General features: G+C 42.1%; 12 protein-coding genes. 10 read left to right on the forward strand and 2 right to left on the reverse strand.

Annotated elements, in window-relative coordinates; translation table 11 throughout:
- Positions 1-1,155: 1,155 nt before the first annotated feature.
- Both FAM09_RS26595 and FAM09_RS26600 read left to right on the forward strand, forming a co-directional pair.
- A complete protein-coding gene (locus FAM09_RS26595) occupies positions 1,156-1,710 on the forward strand; it encodes an ORF6N domain-containing protein (RefSeq protein WP_136580206.1) in 555 nt (184 codons plus the stop codon).
- A gap of 53 nt (positions 1,711-1,763) precedes the next feature.
- Positions 1,764-2,354, forward strand: a complete 591-nt coding sequence (locus FAM09_RS26600) for a GGDEF domain-containing protein (RefSeq protein ID WP_136580207.1) — start codon at positions 1,764-1,766, stop codon at positions 2,352-2,354.
- A 57-nt stretch (positions 2,355-2,411) separates the two neighbouring features.
- Here FAM09_RS26600 and FAM09_RS26605 read toward each other — a convergent pair whose 3' ends face one another.
- Positions 2,412-2,831, reverse strand: a complete 420-nt coding sequence (locus FAM09_RS26605; protein WP_136580208.1) for a VOC family protein — start codon at positions 2,829-2,831, stop codon at positions 2,412-2,414.
- A gap of 57 nt (positions 2,832-2,888) precedes the next feature.
- Positions 2,889-3,620, reverse strand: coding sequence for a helix-turn-helix transcriptional regulator (locus FAM09_RS26610; RefSeq protein WP_136580209.1), 732 nt, complete (start codon positions 3,618-3,620; stop codon positions 2,889-2,891).
- Positions 3,621-4,875: 1,255 nt separating this feature from the next.
- Between FAM09_RS26610 and FAM09_RS26615 the strand changes: the two genes are divergently transcribed.
- The 8 genes from FAM09_RS26615 to FAM09_RS26655 all read left to right on the forward strand — a co-directional run bounded on the left by FAM09_RS26615 (position 4,876) and on the right by FAM09_RS26655 (position 20,138).
- Positions 4,876-5,301, forward strand: a complete 426-nt coding sequence (locus tag FAM09_RS26615; RefSeq protein WP_136580210.1) for a small multi-drug export protein — start codon at positions 4,876-4,878, stop codon at positions 5,299-5,301.
- Between the two features lie 108 nt (positions 5,302-5,409).
- Entirely contained in the window at positions 5,410-6,084 is a 675-nt protein-coding gene (locus FAM09_RS26620) for a porin family protein (protein ID WP_136580211.1), read from the forward strand.
- 85 nt (positions 6,085-6,169) lie between these two features.
- Positions 6,170-6,760, forward strand: coding sequence for a hypothetical protein (locus FAM09_RS26625; protein ID WP_136580212.1), 591 nt, complete (start codon positions 6,170-6,172; stop codon positions 6,758-6,760).
- Positions 6,761-7,044: 284 nt separating this feature from the next.
- Positions 7,045-7,509 (forward strand): T9SS type A sorting domain-containing protein, encoded by a 465-nt coding sequence (locus FAM09_RS26630; RefSeq protein WP_136580213.1) that lies wholly within the window; start codon positions 7,045-7,047, stop codon positions 7,507-7,509.
- 84 nt (positions 7,510-7,593) lie between these two features.
- Positions 7,594-14,058, forward strand: a complete 6,465-nt coding sequence (locus FAM09_RS26635; protein WP_136580214.1) for a polymorphic toxin type 23 domain-containing protein — start codon at positions 7,594-7,596, stop codon at positions 14,056-14,058.
- Between the two features lie 603 nt (positions 14,059-14,661).
- Positions 14,662-18,009: a VCBS repeat-containing protein gene (locus tag FAM09_RS26645; protein ID WP_136580215.1), complete on the forward strand. Its 3,348-nt coding sequence runs from the start codon at positions 14,662-14,664 to the stop codon at positions 18,007-18,009.
- 107 nt (positions 18,010-18,116) lie between these two features.
- Positions 18,117-18,722 carry an RNA polymerase sigma factor gene (locus FAM09_RS26650; RefSeq protein ID WP_136580216.1) on the forward strand — a complete coding sequence of 202 codons (606 nt, stop codon included), beginning with the start codon at positions 18,117-18,119 and terminating at the stop codon, positions 18,720-18,722.
- A gap of 129 nt (positions 18,723-18,851) precedes the next feature.
- Entirely contained in the window at positions 18,852-20,138 is a 1,287-nt protein-coding gene (locus tag FAM09_RS26655) for a FecR family protein (RefSeq protein WP_136580217.1), read from the forward strand.
- Positions 20,139-20,280 lie beyond the last annotated feature (142 nt).

The raw sequence follows: 20,280 nt of genomic DNA on the forward strand, positions 1-20,280 counted from the left end.
CGCAAAAAAGGTTCATCAGCAATGATGGACCTTTTTGCATTTTATACCACTTTACTTTTAGCCGGTTGATTCAAGGAATCAAGTCACATTCCTGGGGGATTATAAATTGGGCTCCTTGAGCTATTCCAGTGTTAAGGTTTGCCAGGTCGCAACTAACCATTTATGTTTCAATCTTAACTTTTTATGCATTATCACTCGCTTTTTTCATAGTATCCATAGCTTTTTTTGCATCATCACTCGCCTTTTTTAGTGCTCCTTTACTCATTCTATTTGTATCAATTGCCTTTTATGACTCGTCACTAGCCTACTTTAGAACGTGAGTAGCCTAATATGGTGTACTAATAGCTTATGTACGATCGTATGTTGCTTACTTACAATCTGAAATTGGCTATTTGTGTGGCAAAAAAAACTATTAATGCACTGAAATTGCGAAGGGATGCGCTAAAATAAGCGAGGTACGCGCCAAAATAAGCTACTGGTGAGCCACAGTTAGCTTTGGATGAGTCATAAAAGGCAAGGGGCGCACTATAAAAAGCAACTTATGTACTAATTAAAGCGAGGGTTGCACCATAAAAGGCTACAGTTGTTTCAAACAAGGCTACATTAGCTCCAATGTTTGCAATTCCGGCCAAAGTGATGAACATTTGTGTGAATTCCTTTAAAAAGACCGGGTGAAAAGAAAGATCATTGCGCCGATCGATCTTACCGATTAATTGCCACCATTTACCAAACTGATCTCTCCGCGCATCCTCACTTCATCGAATACCGTGACCTATATGTATTGGGTTGTTTAACTGGCTTACGGTTCTCCGATTTCTCTACCTTAAAACCTGAAGATCTGCAACGGGATATGTTATATAAAAAGCAGGAGAAATCAGATCCCTGGGTTATTATAGGATGCGGTTAGTACAAACCGATACTAAAATTGTTTTAAATAAAGACATTAACCATTAATCAATAAACTATGCAGACTAATCACCATTGTACCCAGTTATTGCTTGATATTAATCAAGCATCGCGAAAAGCCGATATGTGGTTGCTCGGATGGTTAACCAGGAGCGATTAGATTTCAGTTGTCAAGGACAACTTGACAACTGACTTGGTTAATCGTTGCCTGAGCGGACAGAAACTTTTTTACAGTTTAAATATAGTAAAATGGAAATTATTCAAAGTATTCAAGATAGAATTTATGAAATAAGGGGCGAAAGAGTGATGCTTGACAGGGATCTGGCTGCCCTTTACGATGTAGAAACAAGAATATTTAACCAGTCTGTAAAGCGGAATGGAAAGCGTTTCCCTGCCGATTTTATGTTTCAACTAACAAGAGACGAGTGGGAAAGTGTAAGATTGCAGATGGAGAGTTCACAGAAAAGTATGTCATCACAAATTGTGATGACATACCCAAGTAGGCGCCCCAATAGTGCGTTGCCCTATGCTTTTACTGAACAGGGCGTTGCTATGCTAAGCGGCATACTAAATAGTGATCGGGCAATAAACATGAACATTGCTATCATGAGAGCTTTTATTCAAATAAGGCGGGTTGTCTATAAGGAAAACGACCTGGTAGAACAATTAAAACAAATTAAAGAGCGCTTAGGCGAACATGATGTCCAACTCAACCAAATTTATGATGCCCTGGAAAACTTGCTGGATGAAAAAGCGGAACAAAGGAAATGGGAAGATAGGGATAGAATAGGATTTAAAAGGTAGAGTTGTACCATTGTTTATTAATTAACTTAAAAGTGATTTTAATTAGGGGTTACATGAACAGAATGTGGGACTATATTAGTAAATCTATTGGAAAATTCAGACAAGATGCTTTGTCAAAATTTATTTATGATATAGGTAAATATGTAGGAGCAGGGTTGCTCACTTTATTTTTGGCAAAGATTATTCCAGCCGATACATCTTTTAGCAGCATTATTAACAAGAGTATAAGTTTGACCGTAATTAATTTTACGCTTTTACTAATAATTTCTATAGTGTTTACCTTATTATCTACCCGCTTTTATTTGCGGAAAAAGTTTAAAAAATTACAGGAAGATACTTATACAGATGAATTAACTGGGTTGCTTAATGAAAAAGCATTTAAAGATCTTATGCCCAAAACCATTGAAATATGCCGAAAACAAAACATTAAATTATCACTTATTATTATTGATATTGATGATTTCAAGCTGTTTAATAAACAATATAATTATCAAATTGCTAATAAAGTTTTATCAAAAGTTGGTACTCTATTGAAGTCAGATAGCAGGGCTACAGACATTACATTTAGACAATTCTTCAAGGGAGATTCTTTCAAAAAGCACGGATTGGGCCACTTCCCAAAACAAAAAAATGTCAAAACGTAATAAAACCTGCAAAATCAATGATTTGCAGGCTTTTTGCTTTAATTGGTACGCTAATGCTTATCTGCTATTCAACTTTCCGTCAAACTTTTTGATAGCTTCTGCCGTAATTGGCGTAAAGAAATTAACAAGGTTTCCATCCGGGTCACGGAATAAAAACGACCTGTTTCCCCAGGGCATTGTTGTAGGTTTCTGCACAATGCATTGCTGAAGAAAATCAGCCAGCCTTTTGTAATCGTTATCTACATCTTTAGTGATAAATTCTATTATGGCTGTTCGATTCTGTGCGGCTTTTGCAACCTCGTCACCTCCAAATAGCTGTAACGTTCTGGTACTCCCAATTGCCAAAGTGGCCCATTGGGTTTGCAGTTCGGCAAAATCATCGGTGTATTGTATTGCAGATATACCAGTAATATGATTGTAAAATTCAACCAGTTTTTTTACATCGGCCGTAATAATTCTAACTGACATCAGGTTCATAATACTGTTTTTTAATGGGTAATACATGTTCTTTGTTGCAGCAAAGATGAAACAGGCTTATGACAAGGGTGTGTCAGGGGTGGTGAATTTTTTTTCTTTTTCACGTAAATATTCCTGAAGAGTCATTTTGTGCGGTTGAAAATTCAATTCAGTCAATTCAAGTTTTAGGATGTTGCTAAGTTTGAACATCCTAAACTCATTTCTTAATCTACAATAGGCAATTAGCGCCCAACTTTCCTCAATACAATAATACAAGGCAAATGGCTCAACAAACCTTACTGTTTTTTCTTTTTTACCTATTGAATGATAATGAATATTGAGAACCTTAAATTCGGTAAGGGCATGTTGGATTAGTGTAAGCAAATCGCTTTTTTGTGTTCTTAACAATAAGGGGCTAACAGCAATCCTGTTTGCTAAAAATTCTACTTTTTCTTTTGTAGAAAATTGCAATACTGCTTTTATTTTGTTCAAAGCAGATAGCAATTCTCCTGTAAATGAACGGTCGGTATTCGATAATAAAAGTTGTTCAGCTGTAATTAGCGCGTTTGCTTCGCTCGCGGTAAACATTACAGGCGGCATTTTATATCCCTCCATTAGCGAATACCCTTTACCATCTATTGTTAAAACAGGTATGCCTGCATCTTCAAGAGCTTTAATGTCTCTGTAAATTGTTCTGATGCTTACGTTGAATTTTTTGGATAGCTGAGTGGCGGTCAAAAGACTTTTTGTTTGCAATTGTGTAGCTATTGCAACCAGTCTTGAGATTCGCTTTAAGTCGTTGTCGTTCATTTTTGTTAATATGGTTCGCCGGCGGAATTTGCAGACGTATAGGTGTTCATTGAACCCCGGCTCTGAATCAATGCTGATATAAAGTTAATAAAGATGATATTTATTTCTATTGCTCTATGCTTTTCATCTGTCAAAACAGCCGTTTTTTGGCCATCTTCTGCAAGTTTAAAATGGTAATTGAAGCTGAACTTTCTTTGTGCCCGGTGTTTAATGACGTAAGGATTGGCGGGCAGGTGGTTTTAGAACCGGCTTTTCCATATGCCGCATTTATGACTAACTATGCCGCATCTATAACTAACATTGGAGCAATCTGACTAAACACCGGAGCAATCTTTTAAAAATGGAGCAACCTGACTAAACATTGGCGCAACCTTATAAAACTTTGGAGCAACCCTATACAACATTGACCAATAAGTGCATAACTTTCGTGTAAAGTTCTGTACTTACATGCACAAGTTACATACTTATGTTGAATAGTTATGAACTGATGCTCCATTGTTAGTCATAGATGATCTATATAGAATGATCGATACAAAATAATACGTAATTGATCTATGTTAATGAACGAGGGTTAATTCATATTTAGCAAGGATAATTGCATAAATACGTATTGGAAGTAAGCACCATTCCGCTTTTACAGCGATGTAAGTAGCTAAACTGCACTTCGATACCAGGATATCACACGGGGAAACAAAATAGCTGGAATGCGATTATCATTGTCCGGAATGCAAGGCACACAGGTGCGAAAACAACATCTCAACTGGCTAAACCCAAAAGCAATCAAACGATGGTCATTGCAATCCAAACAATAGCCCCTGCATTCCGAACAATGCCTCTTGCAATTCAACAAAGAGGTTATGGCAATGAATGACCAGGTTTCGTAAACCAACAAAAAGGAAACCCCGGTTAATTATCAGGAAATATCATGTAACACCATGGCTGGCTGCCTGTAAAAATAATAACGATCCTAAACAGACTGCAAACAGCTGAAAGAACAGGCTCGCCCCCAGGTATTTGACTTGCTCCGATGTATAACAAAGTAAGGTAACCAGTCAAAATGGGATCCAGGAATTTGACTTGATCCCGGAACCTCCATCAGGCATCTGCGTTTTTTTATAAAAAACCGGGTGAAAAGAAGATTACTTTTAACATTTACCGAAGAATTAGGCAATATTTATTACCACGAAAACCATCCGGGAAATATTAAACAGTTAAATTCGCCCCACCCTAAAAAAATCAGGTTTTATTTTAAGTTATGTTTTTAAAAGCACTTACTGTAGCCGGCCTTGCCACTTTTGAGATCTATGCAGCCATCCCTGCCGGATTTGCCTTTGGATTATCGCCATGGACAATTTTTTTTGCAAGCATTACCGGTGGTTTAATTGGAACTTTTGTCGCGGCTTTTTTAGGCGATAAAATCAGGGCGTTTTTTCACAAAAAAAAGCCTACTAAAGACGTTGCTGAAAAAAAGCACCCTATGATGCTTCGTTTGTGGAACAAGTATGGCATAATTGGATTAGGGTTTTTAGGAACAATGTCGGTTGGTGCACCAATAAGCCTGGCTGTAGGTATAGGGTTAAACGCAAATATTAAAAAATTGGTCACCTGGTGCTGTATTGGTGTTATTACTCGCTGTATTGTATTCACAATAGTTGGATGGTACGGATTAAAATTGCTTTAATGCTATACCGAAAATTGCTTTTCAGTAAGGACTTGCTAAAGCAATTTTTATCATACATTTTACTATAAACCCCACTTTATAATTCTACTTTGTCAACAACTCCTAACTATGAAATCAAAAGTTTTTGTTCTTGTCCTTGTATTAGCAATGGTATTTTCATCAATCTCAAAAGCACAGGTTTCTTATGGAATCAGAGCTGGCATAAGTCTGCAAGATCTCAACAGCAAATGGCCCAGGGGAGATGATATGGACTATGATCTTAAAACCGGCTTCCATGTTGGCGCCACCGCAGAAATGCATATAACATCAGATCTCTATATTCAACCAGGCGTATTGTTTAGTACAAAAGGAGCCATACTGGAGAATCATTTTCACGCTAAGGAAATAAAAATAAGCATCTCGTACATTGAACTTCCTGTTAACTTTTTATATAAGCCAGCGTTCGGGCCTGGTAAATTATTAATGGGGATTGGTCCCTACCTTGCCGTGGCAATAGGTGGCCATGTAAAAAGGGATGATAAAGAGGGTAAAGTGAAAATTAAAAATGAAATAGCATATATGGAATGGAGTGACGCGCCGTATGATGCCAAATATTATGTGAAGCGTTTTGATTTTGGTGGTAATCTGTTGTTTGGGTATGAATTCACAAAGAAAATTACTGCTCAACTGAATGCGCAATTGGGATTGGCAAATATTGCTCCCAAAATGGACTCGGGTGGCGGCATTGACAAAACACAGGCTAAAAATGTCGGCTTTGGTCTTTCGGTTGGTTACCGCTTCTGATTTTTCTCATATATTCCTTAATGTATCTTATCTTAGGTTCATCGGGTCTTTTGGAATTGCTTTTGCTCTTCATTAAACTCTTATTATGAAAGCACGTATGCTGATCTTTTTATGGGGATCATTGGTTTATACCGGATGTGCAGGGCACAAAGAAGCCGGCTCCCTATGGAATGCGCAGCCATCCAACACTGATAAAATAAGGACCGATGGAATGTACAATACGCTCGATACAACCTTAATGCCTAATGGCAAAAGGGCGAGTGATTATACTACTACCATTTCATTTATTGTATTTAAAAAAGATCAACGTATATACAGAGACAATGGAGGGAATATTGATTCACTTCCTTTTACATGCGAATACTACAAGCAATCTAACAGAAAGGCCCGGGGGCAATATGAAATAAAGGGCGATTCCATTATCGCTTATTTGCCGGCCACTTTTATAGTATGGGGAATGCGATTCAAAACATATAATGCCTGGTTTAAGGGATATATTAAGAACAGAGATACAATAACCGGCTGGCATGTTGTTCCTCCTTATCCAAAAAAAATTGGAAAATGGTCATTGAAACTCGAAAACAATCAGGTCACATTCACACCCCATACCATTTATTTTATTAAAACGGATGCTGTGAGTTGTCTCGGAACTGATTCTTTAGATATTCAAAAATAAGATCAATAACAAGTTGCAATAGCGGACAGTATACCTAACATACTGCCCGCTATTTTTTTGCCAGGAATGCAGAAGGTATTTTTATAATATTTGAATTTCATATTTAAATCATGTTTGTTGCTGTCTACTTTATAATTTAAAGTTGTACCTTAACCTGCATGCTTGCCCGCCGTCCCCCGACTCGTCGGGGTCGTTGAAGCATTAGCTGAGGCGCACCATTTAGCGAAGGTGGGTGTCTTGCGTCTTAAACTTAAACCTTATACAATAAACCTTAAACTAACGCTATGAAGTATTCGCTATTCCTTCTCCTTTTGTTATTTTCTTTTCTCTTCCATTCACAAGCTCAAACAATTCCTTACGGTCAATGCGGTTTACAATACACCTACGATGCCGCAGGAAATGTGCTCAGCAGGGATTATATCTGCAACAATACACCACCCGGCGGAAGAATGGGCATTATTGCCAACACCAACGGCGCTACGGAAAAAGAACAGGATCAAAAAATAGTTGTACAGCAGGTAGAAGCATTGTACCCAAACCCTACAACAGGCCGCTTTAATGTTACCTTTTTACAGGCGCTGGATAACGCCGTAATACGCATTGTTGATATTAATGGTAGAACTTACAGGCAATTTAAGGCCAGCGGCACGCAAATTCAGTGCGATATTAGCAGGCTGCCGGCTGGTATGTACTCCATCGAGATCATCGATAAAAGCACTGTTATTTCAAAAAAAGTTATTAAGCAGTAACTATGTTGCCCGTTGTGGTTCTACAATCCACAATCCACAAACTACTTCTCATCATTTAATACTTGCACTTTACCCCATTCCATTATGAAAAAGGAATTATACCTCATCCTCATCGTGGTATTCCACGTATTCATTGCCCATGCCCAACCCGACCAGAGTAAGCCTGTAGGGTCAATACATGGCCAGGCATCTGTTTCTCCCAATGGCGCTGCTTCCTATTCCATTCCCATACCCGCCCCTGTTGGTATTGCCGGTTTGCAGCCTGCCTTATCGTTAGTATATAGCTCCCAGGGAGGTGATGATCTGGCCGGATGGGGCTGGAGCTTAAACGGCTTAAGCGCCATTACGCGCGGTAACCAGGCTAAATTTTACAATGGCAAAGTAGAACCGCTAAAGCTGAATGCCGACGATAATTTTTACCTCGAAGGTCAACTGCTTATGCCGGTATCCGGTACAAATGGCGGCGATGGTACCCAATACAAAACACAAACAGAAAATTATTCAAAGGTCGAGTCATTTGGCGGAACAGCCGGCAATCCTTTATGGTGGCGTGTTACACAAAAAAATGGAAGCATAATTGAATATGGTAAAAATGAAGATGCTAAGTTGTCGCTGAGCGCTACTATCGGCTGGCTGGTATCGGCCATAACGGATGTAAATAATAACAAAATTAACTTTACGTATTCACAATACGACGCAGAAGTTGTTATATATCAAATAACGTACGCAAGTACTATAATCAGGTTTTCCTATGTTACCAGGGCCAACCAGAATTTAGCTTTCATTAATGGCCGTAAACTCGTTAATTCAAGGCTGCTGTCTCAAATAAGCATACTGCAGAATAATGTTATACAGCAAAAACTGCAATTAACCTACGAAACACTTCTTCAGCGCAATTATCTTACGCGTGTAGATCTATTTGGAACCGATAACACATCGGTAGTTACAAAATTCAACTATGGTCAGGTATCGTCGGAAGAGAATGCCGCAGTAATAACCGGAACTTACCCGGTTGTGGGAGGCTCCAATAACTGGACGCTTACACCGGGTGATTATAATGGTGATGGAAGATCTGATCTCGTCGTTGCCAACCTTCAATATAATGTTCAGGATAACGAAATAAAAGATGTAACCTCTTCTTACTATAATCTCATTACAAACGTAGGGATGCCCGCCAGCTCTGGTGCTTTTCAACCGGCTAAGCACGAATTGCAGGCATCGTACAATACCAATACCTACTTAAAAGGAAACGATGAGAATCATCCTTTTGTTTACCTCAATACCGACCTCGATGGAGACGGCATTGATGATGCTGTAAGAGTTGGTAAGAACCTGCACCAATACCAGGATTCGAGGGGTGACTGGCACAACGACGGTATGTATTATATTGATAATTTCAGTATCGACAAATTCACGCCTTCAGGTACATCCGTTACACGGTCAACAAGTACCATAAGCAATCCTGTCGACGTACAGGGCACTTACCGGTTTGTATTAAAAGATGCCAACTCAAGTATACAGGGCGATTTTGATGGCGATGGCAGTGTTGATATTATTAATGTGCTGGGCCGCCAGTATCAATCGGGCGAGAAAGTTGAAAAAATTTTGGGGATCGTTTATCGCCGAACACCTATTTACGATTATGTATGGAAAGGTTTCTTTGTAAATAAATTAACCGGTGAAATAAATGCCGAAATATTAAATCTTGGCAGCCAGTTTAAAGATGCAAAAGCAATTTACCCTATAGATTTCGATGGCGATGGGAAACAGGAACTTTTGGTAGTTAAGGCTTCCAATGCTTTTGTGTTTACAATAACCAGGCTGCCGGCCAGCTCAGGGTACTTATTTAACTGCACACAAATAGGCGTTACCCCCCTGATAAGTTCTATTGCCGGGAAAGTACTTCAGGTTGGCGATTTCAACGGAGATAAGAAAACGGATGTGTTGAGTGTATATAATAACAGCACATCGGTGAGAATGTTTTATAGTACCGGTACCGCTTTCGTAGAGGGTAACATAACGCTTCAAAGGGCGGTGAATTTCAGCAGTGCATGGCCCGACAGAATTGTTGCTGCTGATTATAACGGAGATGGATTGACAGACATTCTGCATGCATATGAATACCCTGTAACCATATCTACCGGGCCCGGTTCAACACAAACCAGTTACTACCCCCGGCAGGAAGTGTATTATATGAAGGGGCTCACATATAATACTACATATACTTATAACACGGCAGAGATCTGTGAAAGCGAATGGGCCTGGTTCCAGAGCCAATATCCTGATGCTGTTATTGATTCCTATTCACCCGATCTCGTGTGTGCCACTGGAGAATATGTTATGTACGTGAATTATAATTTTCAGCCTGTTGATAGTTATACTCCCCGCTACACCTTTAAAACATCTTACCTGTCGGGCATGATCAGCAATTTCAGGCAGCCGGTAGAAACAGGTGATTTTAATGGCGATGGAAAAACGGAGGTGATGCAATCGCTCAATGGTACCGGCTATGCTGTATTTTATTTTTCAGGACTTTTTAACGACAGGAACAGCAGCAGGCTTCAAACAGTTACCGACGGCTTCGGCAACATTACCACTTTTAACTACAACACGCTTGCAAACGGCGGCGCAACCCTGTACACCCGGTCGGCTAACTCAGAAAATAGTTATCCATTCAATACAGTAAGTCTGCCCATAACTGTTGTTTCAACCATGTCGTCGCCAAATGGCATTGGAGGTACACAAACCAATGTGTACCAGTACCGCGATGCCATCGTTCACCGGGCCAAAGGATTACTGGGCTTTAAAGGCGTTACTGTTACCAATAGCACTTTTGATACAAAAGTTGAAAGCAATAATATATTAAATTCAACGCACAGCATATTGGTTCCGGCCAGCACAAAGTCGTGGCTCAATAATACATTGATGAGCGAAGTGTTAAAAACCTTTGCTATTACTACCATTAGTAATGGCAGCACAAGGTATTACCCGGTAAGCCGTTACAAATTCGAGGTTCAAAGCAATACAGAAATAGACCAGCTTTCGAAAGCAGCCAAAAATACCACTAGTCAGTACGATGCTTACAGCAATATAACCTCGCAAACAGTGGTCACCGGATACTGGACGGGTAGTGCGGTATCGGCTATTGAAACTGCTGTTACCACAACAACATACCAGCAGGCAGGCAAGGCCATCTTTCCTTTACAGCCAACGCAAACAACCACCACTAATACCCGCAATGGTTCTCCGGCTTTTTCAAAAACAACGGCATACACGTATACGGCCGACAGGGGCCTGCCTTTAACAAAAACGGTTTGGAGCGGTACACCGCTTGCATCCACTATAACATATAGTTACGACCCTTATGGAAACGTTACCGGATCGGTTAACCAGGTACCCGGTAAATCAAACGTTACTACTACAATTACAATTGATGCAAGTCGCCGCTTTCCTGTTAAGAACGTAACGCAAACCGGTGCTGTAACAGTTACCAAGTCGGTTACTTATCATTCTTATTGGGGCAAACCTTTGACAGAAACGGAGGGTGACGGCTCAGCAGGCTCTCTTACTACCACTTATGAATACGATGGTTTCGGCGCGCTTAAAAAAACAATTACTCCACTGGCCCATACTATCAATCATTCCAGGGGATGGGATGTGTCGGGCAACCAGTTGTATTATAGCCTTAACGATTACCCGGATGGTGTAGCGCCCGATGAAAAGACCTGGTATGATAAGCTGGGACGTGTTATCAAAAAACAGGTATTGGGATGGAATAACCAATGGACAACCGAAACCACCAAATATGACGCAAGGGGCCGTACAACCGAGATCAGCCGGCCTTACTACTCCGCCGAAACGCCTCAGCTCATTACCTATGCATACGATAATTTAAACAGAATTATTACGCAAACCACCCCGCTTGGTTCATCGGGTTATACATATAACATGCCAGGCAACGGGCAAACAAGTGTTACTGTTACCAATGCGGCCGGCCAGGCAAGTACACAAACAAAAGATGCTACCGGATTAATAATAAGCGCAGCAGATAACGGCGGCCAGCTTACCTATACTTACAACAGCCAGGGTAATCAAACAACGGTGCTGTTAAACCAACACCAGGTAATATCAGGCGCCTGGGATAATTATGGCAGGCAGGTCAGTGTAAACGACGCTAATTTGGGAAGCCTGTCATATGAATATGATGCATTGGGCCATCTTACCAAACAAACCGATGCCAATGGCGACGTTACTACTTTGAGCTATGACGACCTCGAAAGAGTGCTTTCAAAAACAACCAAAGAAGGGACCACCACTTATGAATATTATAACACGGCCACTAATAAGCAATTAAAAAAAGTAACCGGTACGGCCGTTACCGAAGAATATAATTACGATGCATATCAGCGCCTCACCGGTAAAATACAAACAGTTTCAGGCACAGGAACCTTTACTACTACATACCAGTATAATGCAGAAGGTAACCAGTCTGCGATCATTTATCCAAATAATGTAACGGTTCAAAGCCAGTATAATACAGCCGGCATGCTTACACAGGTTACAAGCAACGGAAAAGTTTTGTACAATACCGTTGCTGTAAATGGTTTGGGGCAGGCCACGCAATACACACTGGTAAATGGAAAAACAAGTACCGCAACTTATGAGAACGGATTGCCAACCCGCCTGTATACACCGGGTGTACAGGACCTGAATTTCGTGTTCAATAATCAAACAGGGAATTTGACCAGTCGCAGGGATGCGATCCTGAACCTTACCGAAACATTTGAATATGATAACCTCAACCGGTTAACAAGTGCTGCGGTAAATACGGTGCAGCAGTTTGCCATTACATACGATGCAGCAGCCGGCAACAGAGGTAACATTACCCAAAGATCAGATGTGGGAACGTATGTGTACCAAAACAACAAGCCGAATGCAATTGCGTATATCAGTCCGCTCAATGCGGCGGTAGATGCAAACGCCAGTAAATTTACTGCTACGTATACAAGCTTTCAGCGGCCGCTGCACCTTGATCAAAATGGAAAAACCCTCGACTTTTCCTATGGCGTAAATAACAGTCGCATTAAAACCGTGCAGGTGGCGGGCGGGCTAACAGAAACCCGTTTGTTCCTGGAAGGCTTTGAAAGGCAAACAATTTCTAACGGTACAACCAACGATATCATTTACGTTGCCGGTGGCAATGGCCTTTGTGCCATGATCGTAAACGGGCAGGCTTATGCAGTATACAAAGATTACCTGGGCAGCATTTTAACTGTTACCAATGAGCAGGGAACAGTTGTTGCCCAACAAAACTTCGATGCCTGGGGCCGAAAAAGAAATGCGCTTACCTGGGAGTACAACGGTGTGCAACCAACACCTGTGTGGTTAGTTAGAGGATACACAGGGCATGAACATTTGCCTCAGTTTGGCCTCATAAACATGAATGCCCGGTTATACGACCCCACAACCGGTCGTATGCTTAGCCCCGATCCCTATATTATGGGCCTGGATGATACCCAGGGGTACAACCGGTTTGCATATGCGCTCAATAATCCATTAAAATATACCGATCCGAATGGCGAGGTAGTGTGGTTTGTTCCGATCATATTCGCTGCAGTAAATGTTGCAGTTGATCTGATAGTGAACGACGGGGATATGAGTTTCGGACAGATCGTTATGTCGGCTGTTTCAGGCGCCATAAGCGGCTGGTTGGGAGGAGCAAACATAACAACTGTGGGCGGCGCGCTTCTGGCTGCCGGTGTAAGTCAGGCAAACAGGTTTATGCCAGCTATCCCAATCTATGAGTCGGAGAATTTCACTTTAAGCGTATCGCCGATGATAGGGTATGGTACTAGTGGATTTACCGGCGGCGCAAGTTTGAATGCAAGTGGTTTAATAGGCGATTTTGCCTATTCTGCCAGTGTTGGTATAGGATTTAATTCGGGGGTAAGCAGTTTAGGCGAAGCAGCAGGGAGCAGCAATTACTGGTATGCAGGTGGTTTTGCTGGTTATTACGATGGAAACACCACGTATGGAGCAGGATATTCGTATTCGCATTTTAGTGGGAAAACAAAACAGGGAATTGGTGCTGTTACTTTAAAGTTAGGTGATGTGGCAATAAGGCTCGATGAAGATTACTTTGGAGATGGAAAGGACCGGAGCAGAACAGGCGGACTATTAATAACCTTTAGAGTGAATGATGAACTTACCCTTGCCGTTGGTGGCAGTATGATTACCGGCGAGGCTCAGGGCGATGCAATAGATACGGAGGGTGACAACCCAATTGCCAAAGAAGGCAAAGGAATGTGGAATCCCGATCTCGAGAAGAACCCTGATTTACGTGGCGGAACAATGTACTTTGGAGTAATATACCGGGGGCAGGCTTTCTTTTTGGGGCATAATAGTGAAAAACGATTACATGCAGTTCAAAACTGGATTCACCGGAATAAGCTGTTAAACTTAAAAACACCTTATTTCCCGGATAGAAATTTATGTCCGGGAATATATAGTTATTACGGCAGCTTTAACCCGTACTATCTGTACTATTAAACTGCTTTAATGAATTTATAATAACAGGCATTAGATCTTGGAATTAATACCCAGGACCTGATGCCTTTTTTATTGAAATAACTTAATTGTTTTTATGCCGGCACCTCAGTGCGGGGGAGGTAATAATAATTTTCCAAAGCGCGGCAGCAACCACCAACCACAAACCAACAACCCAAACCACAAACCAACAACCCAAACCACAAACCAACAACCCAAACCAACAACCCAAACCAACAACCAGAAACCAGAAACCACAAACCACAAACCAGAAACCACAAACCACCAACCACAAACCACAAACCACAAACCACAAACCACCAACCAGCAACCCAAACCAGCAACCACAACCATATTCACAAACCAGCAACCCAAACCAGAAACCACAAACCACAAACCAGCAACCCAAACCAGAAACCACAAACCACAAACCAAAATAACCCTTTAACGAAACCGTTTTCGTAAATAAAAAGCAATTACTTAATATGTAGGCGGATTAAAAATGCGCAACTTCAGTGTTCGGCACAATAATGCACGATTAAACTATACACACAAAAACCTGCCTGTAAAGATTTTTAACCTGGTTACATTGTTATAATTAACTGCATGAGGCCAAAAAAGATCTGGATTTCGCTACAGATGCTGTATTTGCTTGCACTTTCCTGCAAACAGGGATCAACTACTTTATTTACCGAAGTAGCACCATCCCACTCCCACATTGATTTCACCAACGCCATTAAGGAAGATAAAGACTACAATGTTCTTACGTATGAGTACATCTATAATGGTGGGGGAGTAGCGGTTGGCGACCTGAACAACGATGGATTGTCCGACGTAATGCTTACCGGTAATATGACGCCCAATAAACTGTATTTGAATAAAGGCAACCTGCAGTTTGAAGATATTACCGAAAAAGCCGGCGTGCAGGGCCGAACTAAATGGAAAACCGGCGTTGTAATGGCCGATGTAAACGGCGATGCACTGCTCGATATGTATGTATGCTACTCAGGCCCCGGTACCGACGATGAAAGAGCCAATGAATTATACATCAATACCGGGGTACAAAACGGCATTCCTGTTTTTAAAGAACAAGCCAAACAATACGGAATAGATGCGCCAGGTACCTATACCACCACCGCTTCGTTCTTTGATATGGATAACGACGGCGACCTCGACCTGTTTATGGTGAACCATGCCGACCTGTTCTTTAACCCGTTCTTTAACTCAACCAAACTGCGCAGCAACCGCCACCCAAAATTCGGCAACCGGCTGTACCGGAACGACAATGGTGTATTTTCCGACGTCAGCGAACAGGCCGGCATCGACGGCAGCGGTTTGAATTTTGGCCTGAGTGTGGCAGTTAGTGATATCAATAACGACGGATGGCCCGACATTTATGTGACCAATGATTACGATGAACGCGACTTCCTGTACCTGAACAACCAAAACGGCACATTTCGCGAAGTACTTACCCAGGCTGCCGGCCATCTATCGGAATTTGCCATGGGCTCAGATATTGCCGACTTTAACAATGATAACCGGCCCGATATTATGGTGCTGGATATGTTGCCCGAAGACAACCACCGCCAGAAATTATTAAAAGGCCCCGATGCATATGACCGCTATTCGATGCGTGTACAAAACGGATACCATTACCAGCAAATGCGCAATACGCTGCAACTGAACAATGGCACCGACAGCAGCGGTATTCCCATCTTCAGCGAAATTGCGCAAATGGCAGGCGTATCGAATACCGACTGGAGCTGGGCGCCCCTGTTTGCCGATTTTGACAACGATGGCTGGAAAGACCTTTTTGTATCGAACGGTATATTTAAAGATATCAACGACCTCGACTTTGTAAAATTCACTTCGGGCTATTCGCAAAACCCCAACGTTGGCAAAATAAACGATAAAGACGCCATGTGGCGGCTGATACAACAAATGCCAAGTACCAAACTCAACAACTACCTGTATAAAAACAACCAGAACCTGGGCTTCACCGATGTTACAGCCAGCTGGGGCCTTACCAAAAAAACAGTGAGCAATGGCGCTGCCTATGCCGACCTCGATAACGATGGCGACCTTGACCTCGTTATAAACTCATTGAACGATAAGGCATCTGTATATAAGAACAACAGCCGCGAAACCAGCGGAGGGCATTATATAAAGCTGCGCTTAAAAGGAGCAGCCAAAAATACTAATGGGATAGGCGCTAAAATATTTATTGAAACAGAGCATACCCAACAATTTCAGGAGCAATATTTAACACGCGGTTTTCAATCGTCGGTTGACCCCATCATGCACATTGGGTTGGGCGCCGATAGCATCATTGAATCGTTAACTATTACCTGGCCTAATGGCAAAATCACACACCATGGCAATGTAAAAGCAGATACGTTGCTTGTAATTAACGAAATTAATACTGCCTTACCGCCACACAGTGAATTTCCTGCTGCCTCCTGGTTTCAGGATGTTACCCAAATAGCAGGCCTCAATTATATTCACAAACCAATGGGCTTTGTTGATTTTAAAGTGTTCCCTCTGCTGCCCTACCAGTTATCGAAAACCGGTCCGGCTATAGCCAGGGCAGATGTAAACGGAGACGGTCTTGAAGATGTGTTTATTGGTTCATCAACCGGTTCAGCCAGCGCATTATACCTGCAAACAAAATCAGGCACATTTACACCCGCAACAAATCAGCCCTGGAACAACAATACAGGTATTACCAATACCGATGCGTTGTTCTTTGATGCCGATAACGATAAAGACATGGACCTGTATATCGTAAGCGGCGGCACGGAATACAATCCGGATAATAAAAACTACCAGGACCGTTTTTTTGAAAATGACGGTCATGGCAATTTTAAAATGCGTGAAGATGCGTTACCCGCTGAAACAGCCAGCGGTTCCTGCGTTCGCGTTTCGGATATAGATCATGATGGACGGCCCGACCTCTTTATCGGAAATAAAATATCACCGGGTTCTTTTCCGCAGGCGCCGGAAAGTTTTATGCTGAAAAACAAAAGCGCCAACGCACACATTCAGTTTGTAAAAGACGTACAGAAAGATACCACGCTGGCACATGCCGGCATGGTTACCGATGCCGCATGGGTTGACCTTAATAAAGACGGCTGGGATGATTTGATTGCCGTGGGTGAATTTATGCCCATTACCATTTTTGAAAATCACCAGGGACAACTGGTAAACAAAACAACCAGCTATGGCCTTGCCAATACCGAAGGCTGGTGGTGCCGCCTGTTGACCGGCGATTTTGATAACGATGGAAATACCGACCTTGTTATTGGTAACCTGGGCGCCAATACCCAATTCAAAGCATCGGCGCAGCAACCGGTAAGTATTGTGTACAAAGATTTTTTCAGCAACGGCAGTATCGATCCGGTTCTATGCTATTATAATGGCGGAAAACAATGGCCTTATTACTCACGCGATGAAATGGCCGAACAAATTCCAAGCATCAATAAGAAGTTCCTGCATTATAATGATTACGCCGACGCGCAATTGACCGACCTGTTTTCTGAAGATCAGCTGCAGGATGCACACACGGTTAATATCAGAACGCTTACTTCGGTATTTGTAAAAAACACCGGTAATAAAAAATTCATATTGCAGCCGCTGCCGCAATATGCACAAATGAGCGCCGTAACAGGCATGGTGGCTACCGACATCGACGGTGATGGCGACAAGGATATTATAGTTGCCGGTAATTTTTATCCGTTCAGGGTGCAATTAGGCCCGCTTGATGCCGGCATTGGCCTTATATTGAAAAACAACGGCAAAGGTCAGTTTACGCCATTATTGTATGAACAAACCGGTTTATGCATACGAGGTGATGTCCGGAATCTGATGAGCGTGCAGGGCGGCAACAACCAGTTTTTAATAGCAGCAAAAAACAATGCTCAGTTACAAATATTGAAACTAAGACACTTTAAATAAGTGAGAATTGCGGGGTTTACAGATTTCGGGATTTTGAGATTTTATTGGAAAATCTGCTTTGGCAGAAATCTCAAAATCCCAAAATCCCAAGATCTCAAAATCAAACGATGACGGCCAGCAATGACATAACGCCCAACATGTCGGTTAAAGCACTTTTTGAAGCCATTGCTCAAAACGAGGAGCAGGCCTTTAAAATGTTGTTCAACTTATATAAAGCACGCACGTATGCTGTGGCTTTTAAGTTAACCAAGCTGGCCTATGCATCGGAAGAGATAACGCAGGATGTGTTCATCAGCATTTGGGTTAGCAGGGCGCAACTGGCCCAGGTAAAAGATGCCGAAGCATATATTTACACTGTCATATATAATAAAGTAAGCAGGTATTTAAAAAAGGAATCCAACAAGGAACGCATACTGCAATTATCAATCTGGAATACCAAATCCTACAGCAATGAAACCGAGGAAACGGTTTTTGTTCATGATCAGCAAAAACTGCTCTGGGAAGCGGTACAACAACTATCTCCGCAAAAAAAGCTGATGTATGAATTGCATGAGATGCAGGGAAAAAGCTACGATGAAATTGCCAAAACGCTGGATCTTTCTCCACATACCGTAAAAAGCCATGTATTACAGGCTGTAAAATTTATTCGCAATTGTCTCAAAGACCGCGTGTTATTCATTTTAATGCTGTTAGCGTTCTTACTTATGCGATAATTTTTTTCATTTCCACTCATCCGTTTTCAGTTGGGCTGACTCTATAATAGTAAGGAGTATGGTGTGCCACATCAGCGGCGAATTAAAGCCGGTTATTCTGGCGTGGCGCACCTGATTCCCGAACTGTTTATGAGCAAAGAAAGAATACAGCATTTATTACAACTATATGCCGCCAACCAGGCCAGCCGCGAAGAAGTGGAAGAATTATTCGCATGGCTGAAAAAGCAGGAAGGCGACGACGCATTAAAGAAATTCATATTTGATACTGCGGGTAAAGAAGCACACAGCGCAACGCTTCCTGAAAAAGATTGGGATAGGATCTGGCAATCGGTTGAATCAGGAATAACGAGCGCCAATACTTCTGCAAAAATTGTTCGCCCCTATTGGTCCCGCGTATCGCGCGGTGGGATAGCGGCCGCCGTATTATTGCTGGTAATGGCCGGTAGTGCATGGTTCTATTTTTCACGCCCGAAACCAACTTCAGCACCCGTAGTTTCCGCTGTTACAATTAAAAAAGATATAGCTCCCGGTGGCAATAAAGCCCTTCTTACGCTGGCCGATGGCACTACCATTGTACTCGATACCGTGCAAACCGGTTTGCTGGCATTGCAGGGCCAAACTAAGATCATAAAACAGAATACAGCACAGCTTATTTATAATTCACCTGCTACATCAGAGCAAAAGGCCGGCGAAGTATTGTACAACAGGGTTACAACTCCGCATGGCGGTCAGTTTCAGTTGATGTTACCCGATGGAACCAACGTATGGTTGAACGCAGGTTCGTCACTATGCTTCCCGGCCACTTTTTCAACTTCTAAAAGAATGGTGCAATTAACCGGTGAAGCATACTTTGAAGTAGCGAGCCTGACTCCGCCAGGAGGATCAAAAAAAGTTCCATTTATTGTAAAGATCGGCACCTCTTCAGGGGCGCAGGGGGAGATAGAAGTTCTAGGAACCCATTTCAATGTGAATGCTTATGATGATGAAGAGGCTATTAAGACAACCCTGCTGGAAGGAAAGGTGAAGGTCGTGAAACGTGAAACGGTCCCGCAAGGCGGGAGCAAAGAAGAGTCAGGCATCTTGAAACCAGGCGAACAGGCTGTATTGTCGCGAGCCCATTCACCATTGACCATTCACCATTCACCCAATGTGCAACAGGTAATGGCCTGGAAGAACGGATACTTCCGCTTTAAAGAAACAGGCATTCGTGAATTGATGCGGCAGGTTGAAAGATGGTACAATGTGGAAGTTGAATTCAAAACCGATCGCACCGATCAATATTATACCGGTGTGGTATCGCGCTCGCAAAATATTTCGGCCCTTTTACAAACATTGGAGTTAACCGGCACCGTGCATTTTCAGATAGATAACCATGCGGCAAAAGGAAAGCAGGGAAAAATTATAGTATTACCGTGAATGGTCAATGGTGAATAGAACCCTATTTGCGAGGTTAATAACTAATACGAGACTCAGAAATTTCGTGAGTCATTGACCATTCACCATTCACCAAAAGAAAACCGGAAGCGTTGGAGCCGCTCCCGGTAGCATTAAGGTGTTT

Origin of the sequence: Niastella caeni (assembly GCF_004834005.1) — a bacterium.
Classification (GTDB): domain Bacteria; phylum Bacteroidota; class Bacteroidia; order Chitinophagales; family Chitinophagaceae; genus Niastella; species Niastella caeni.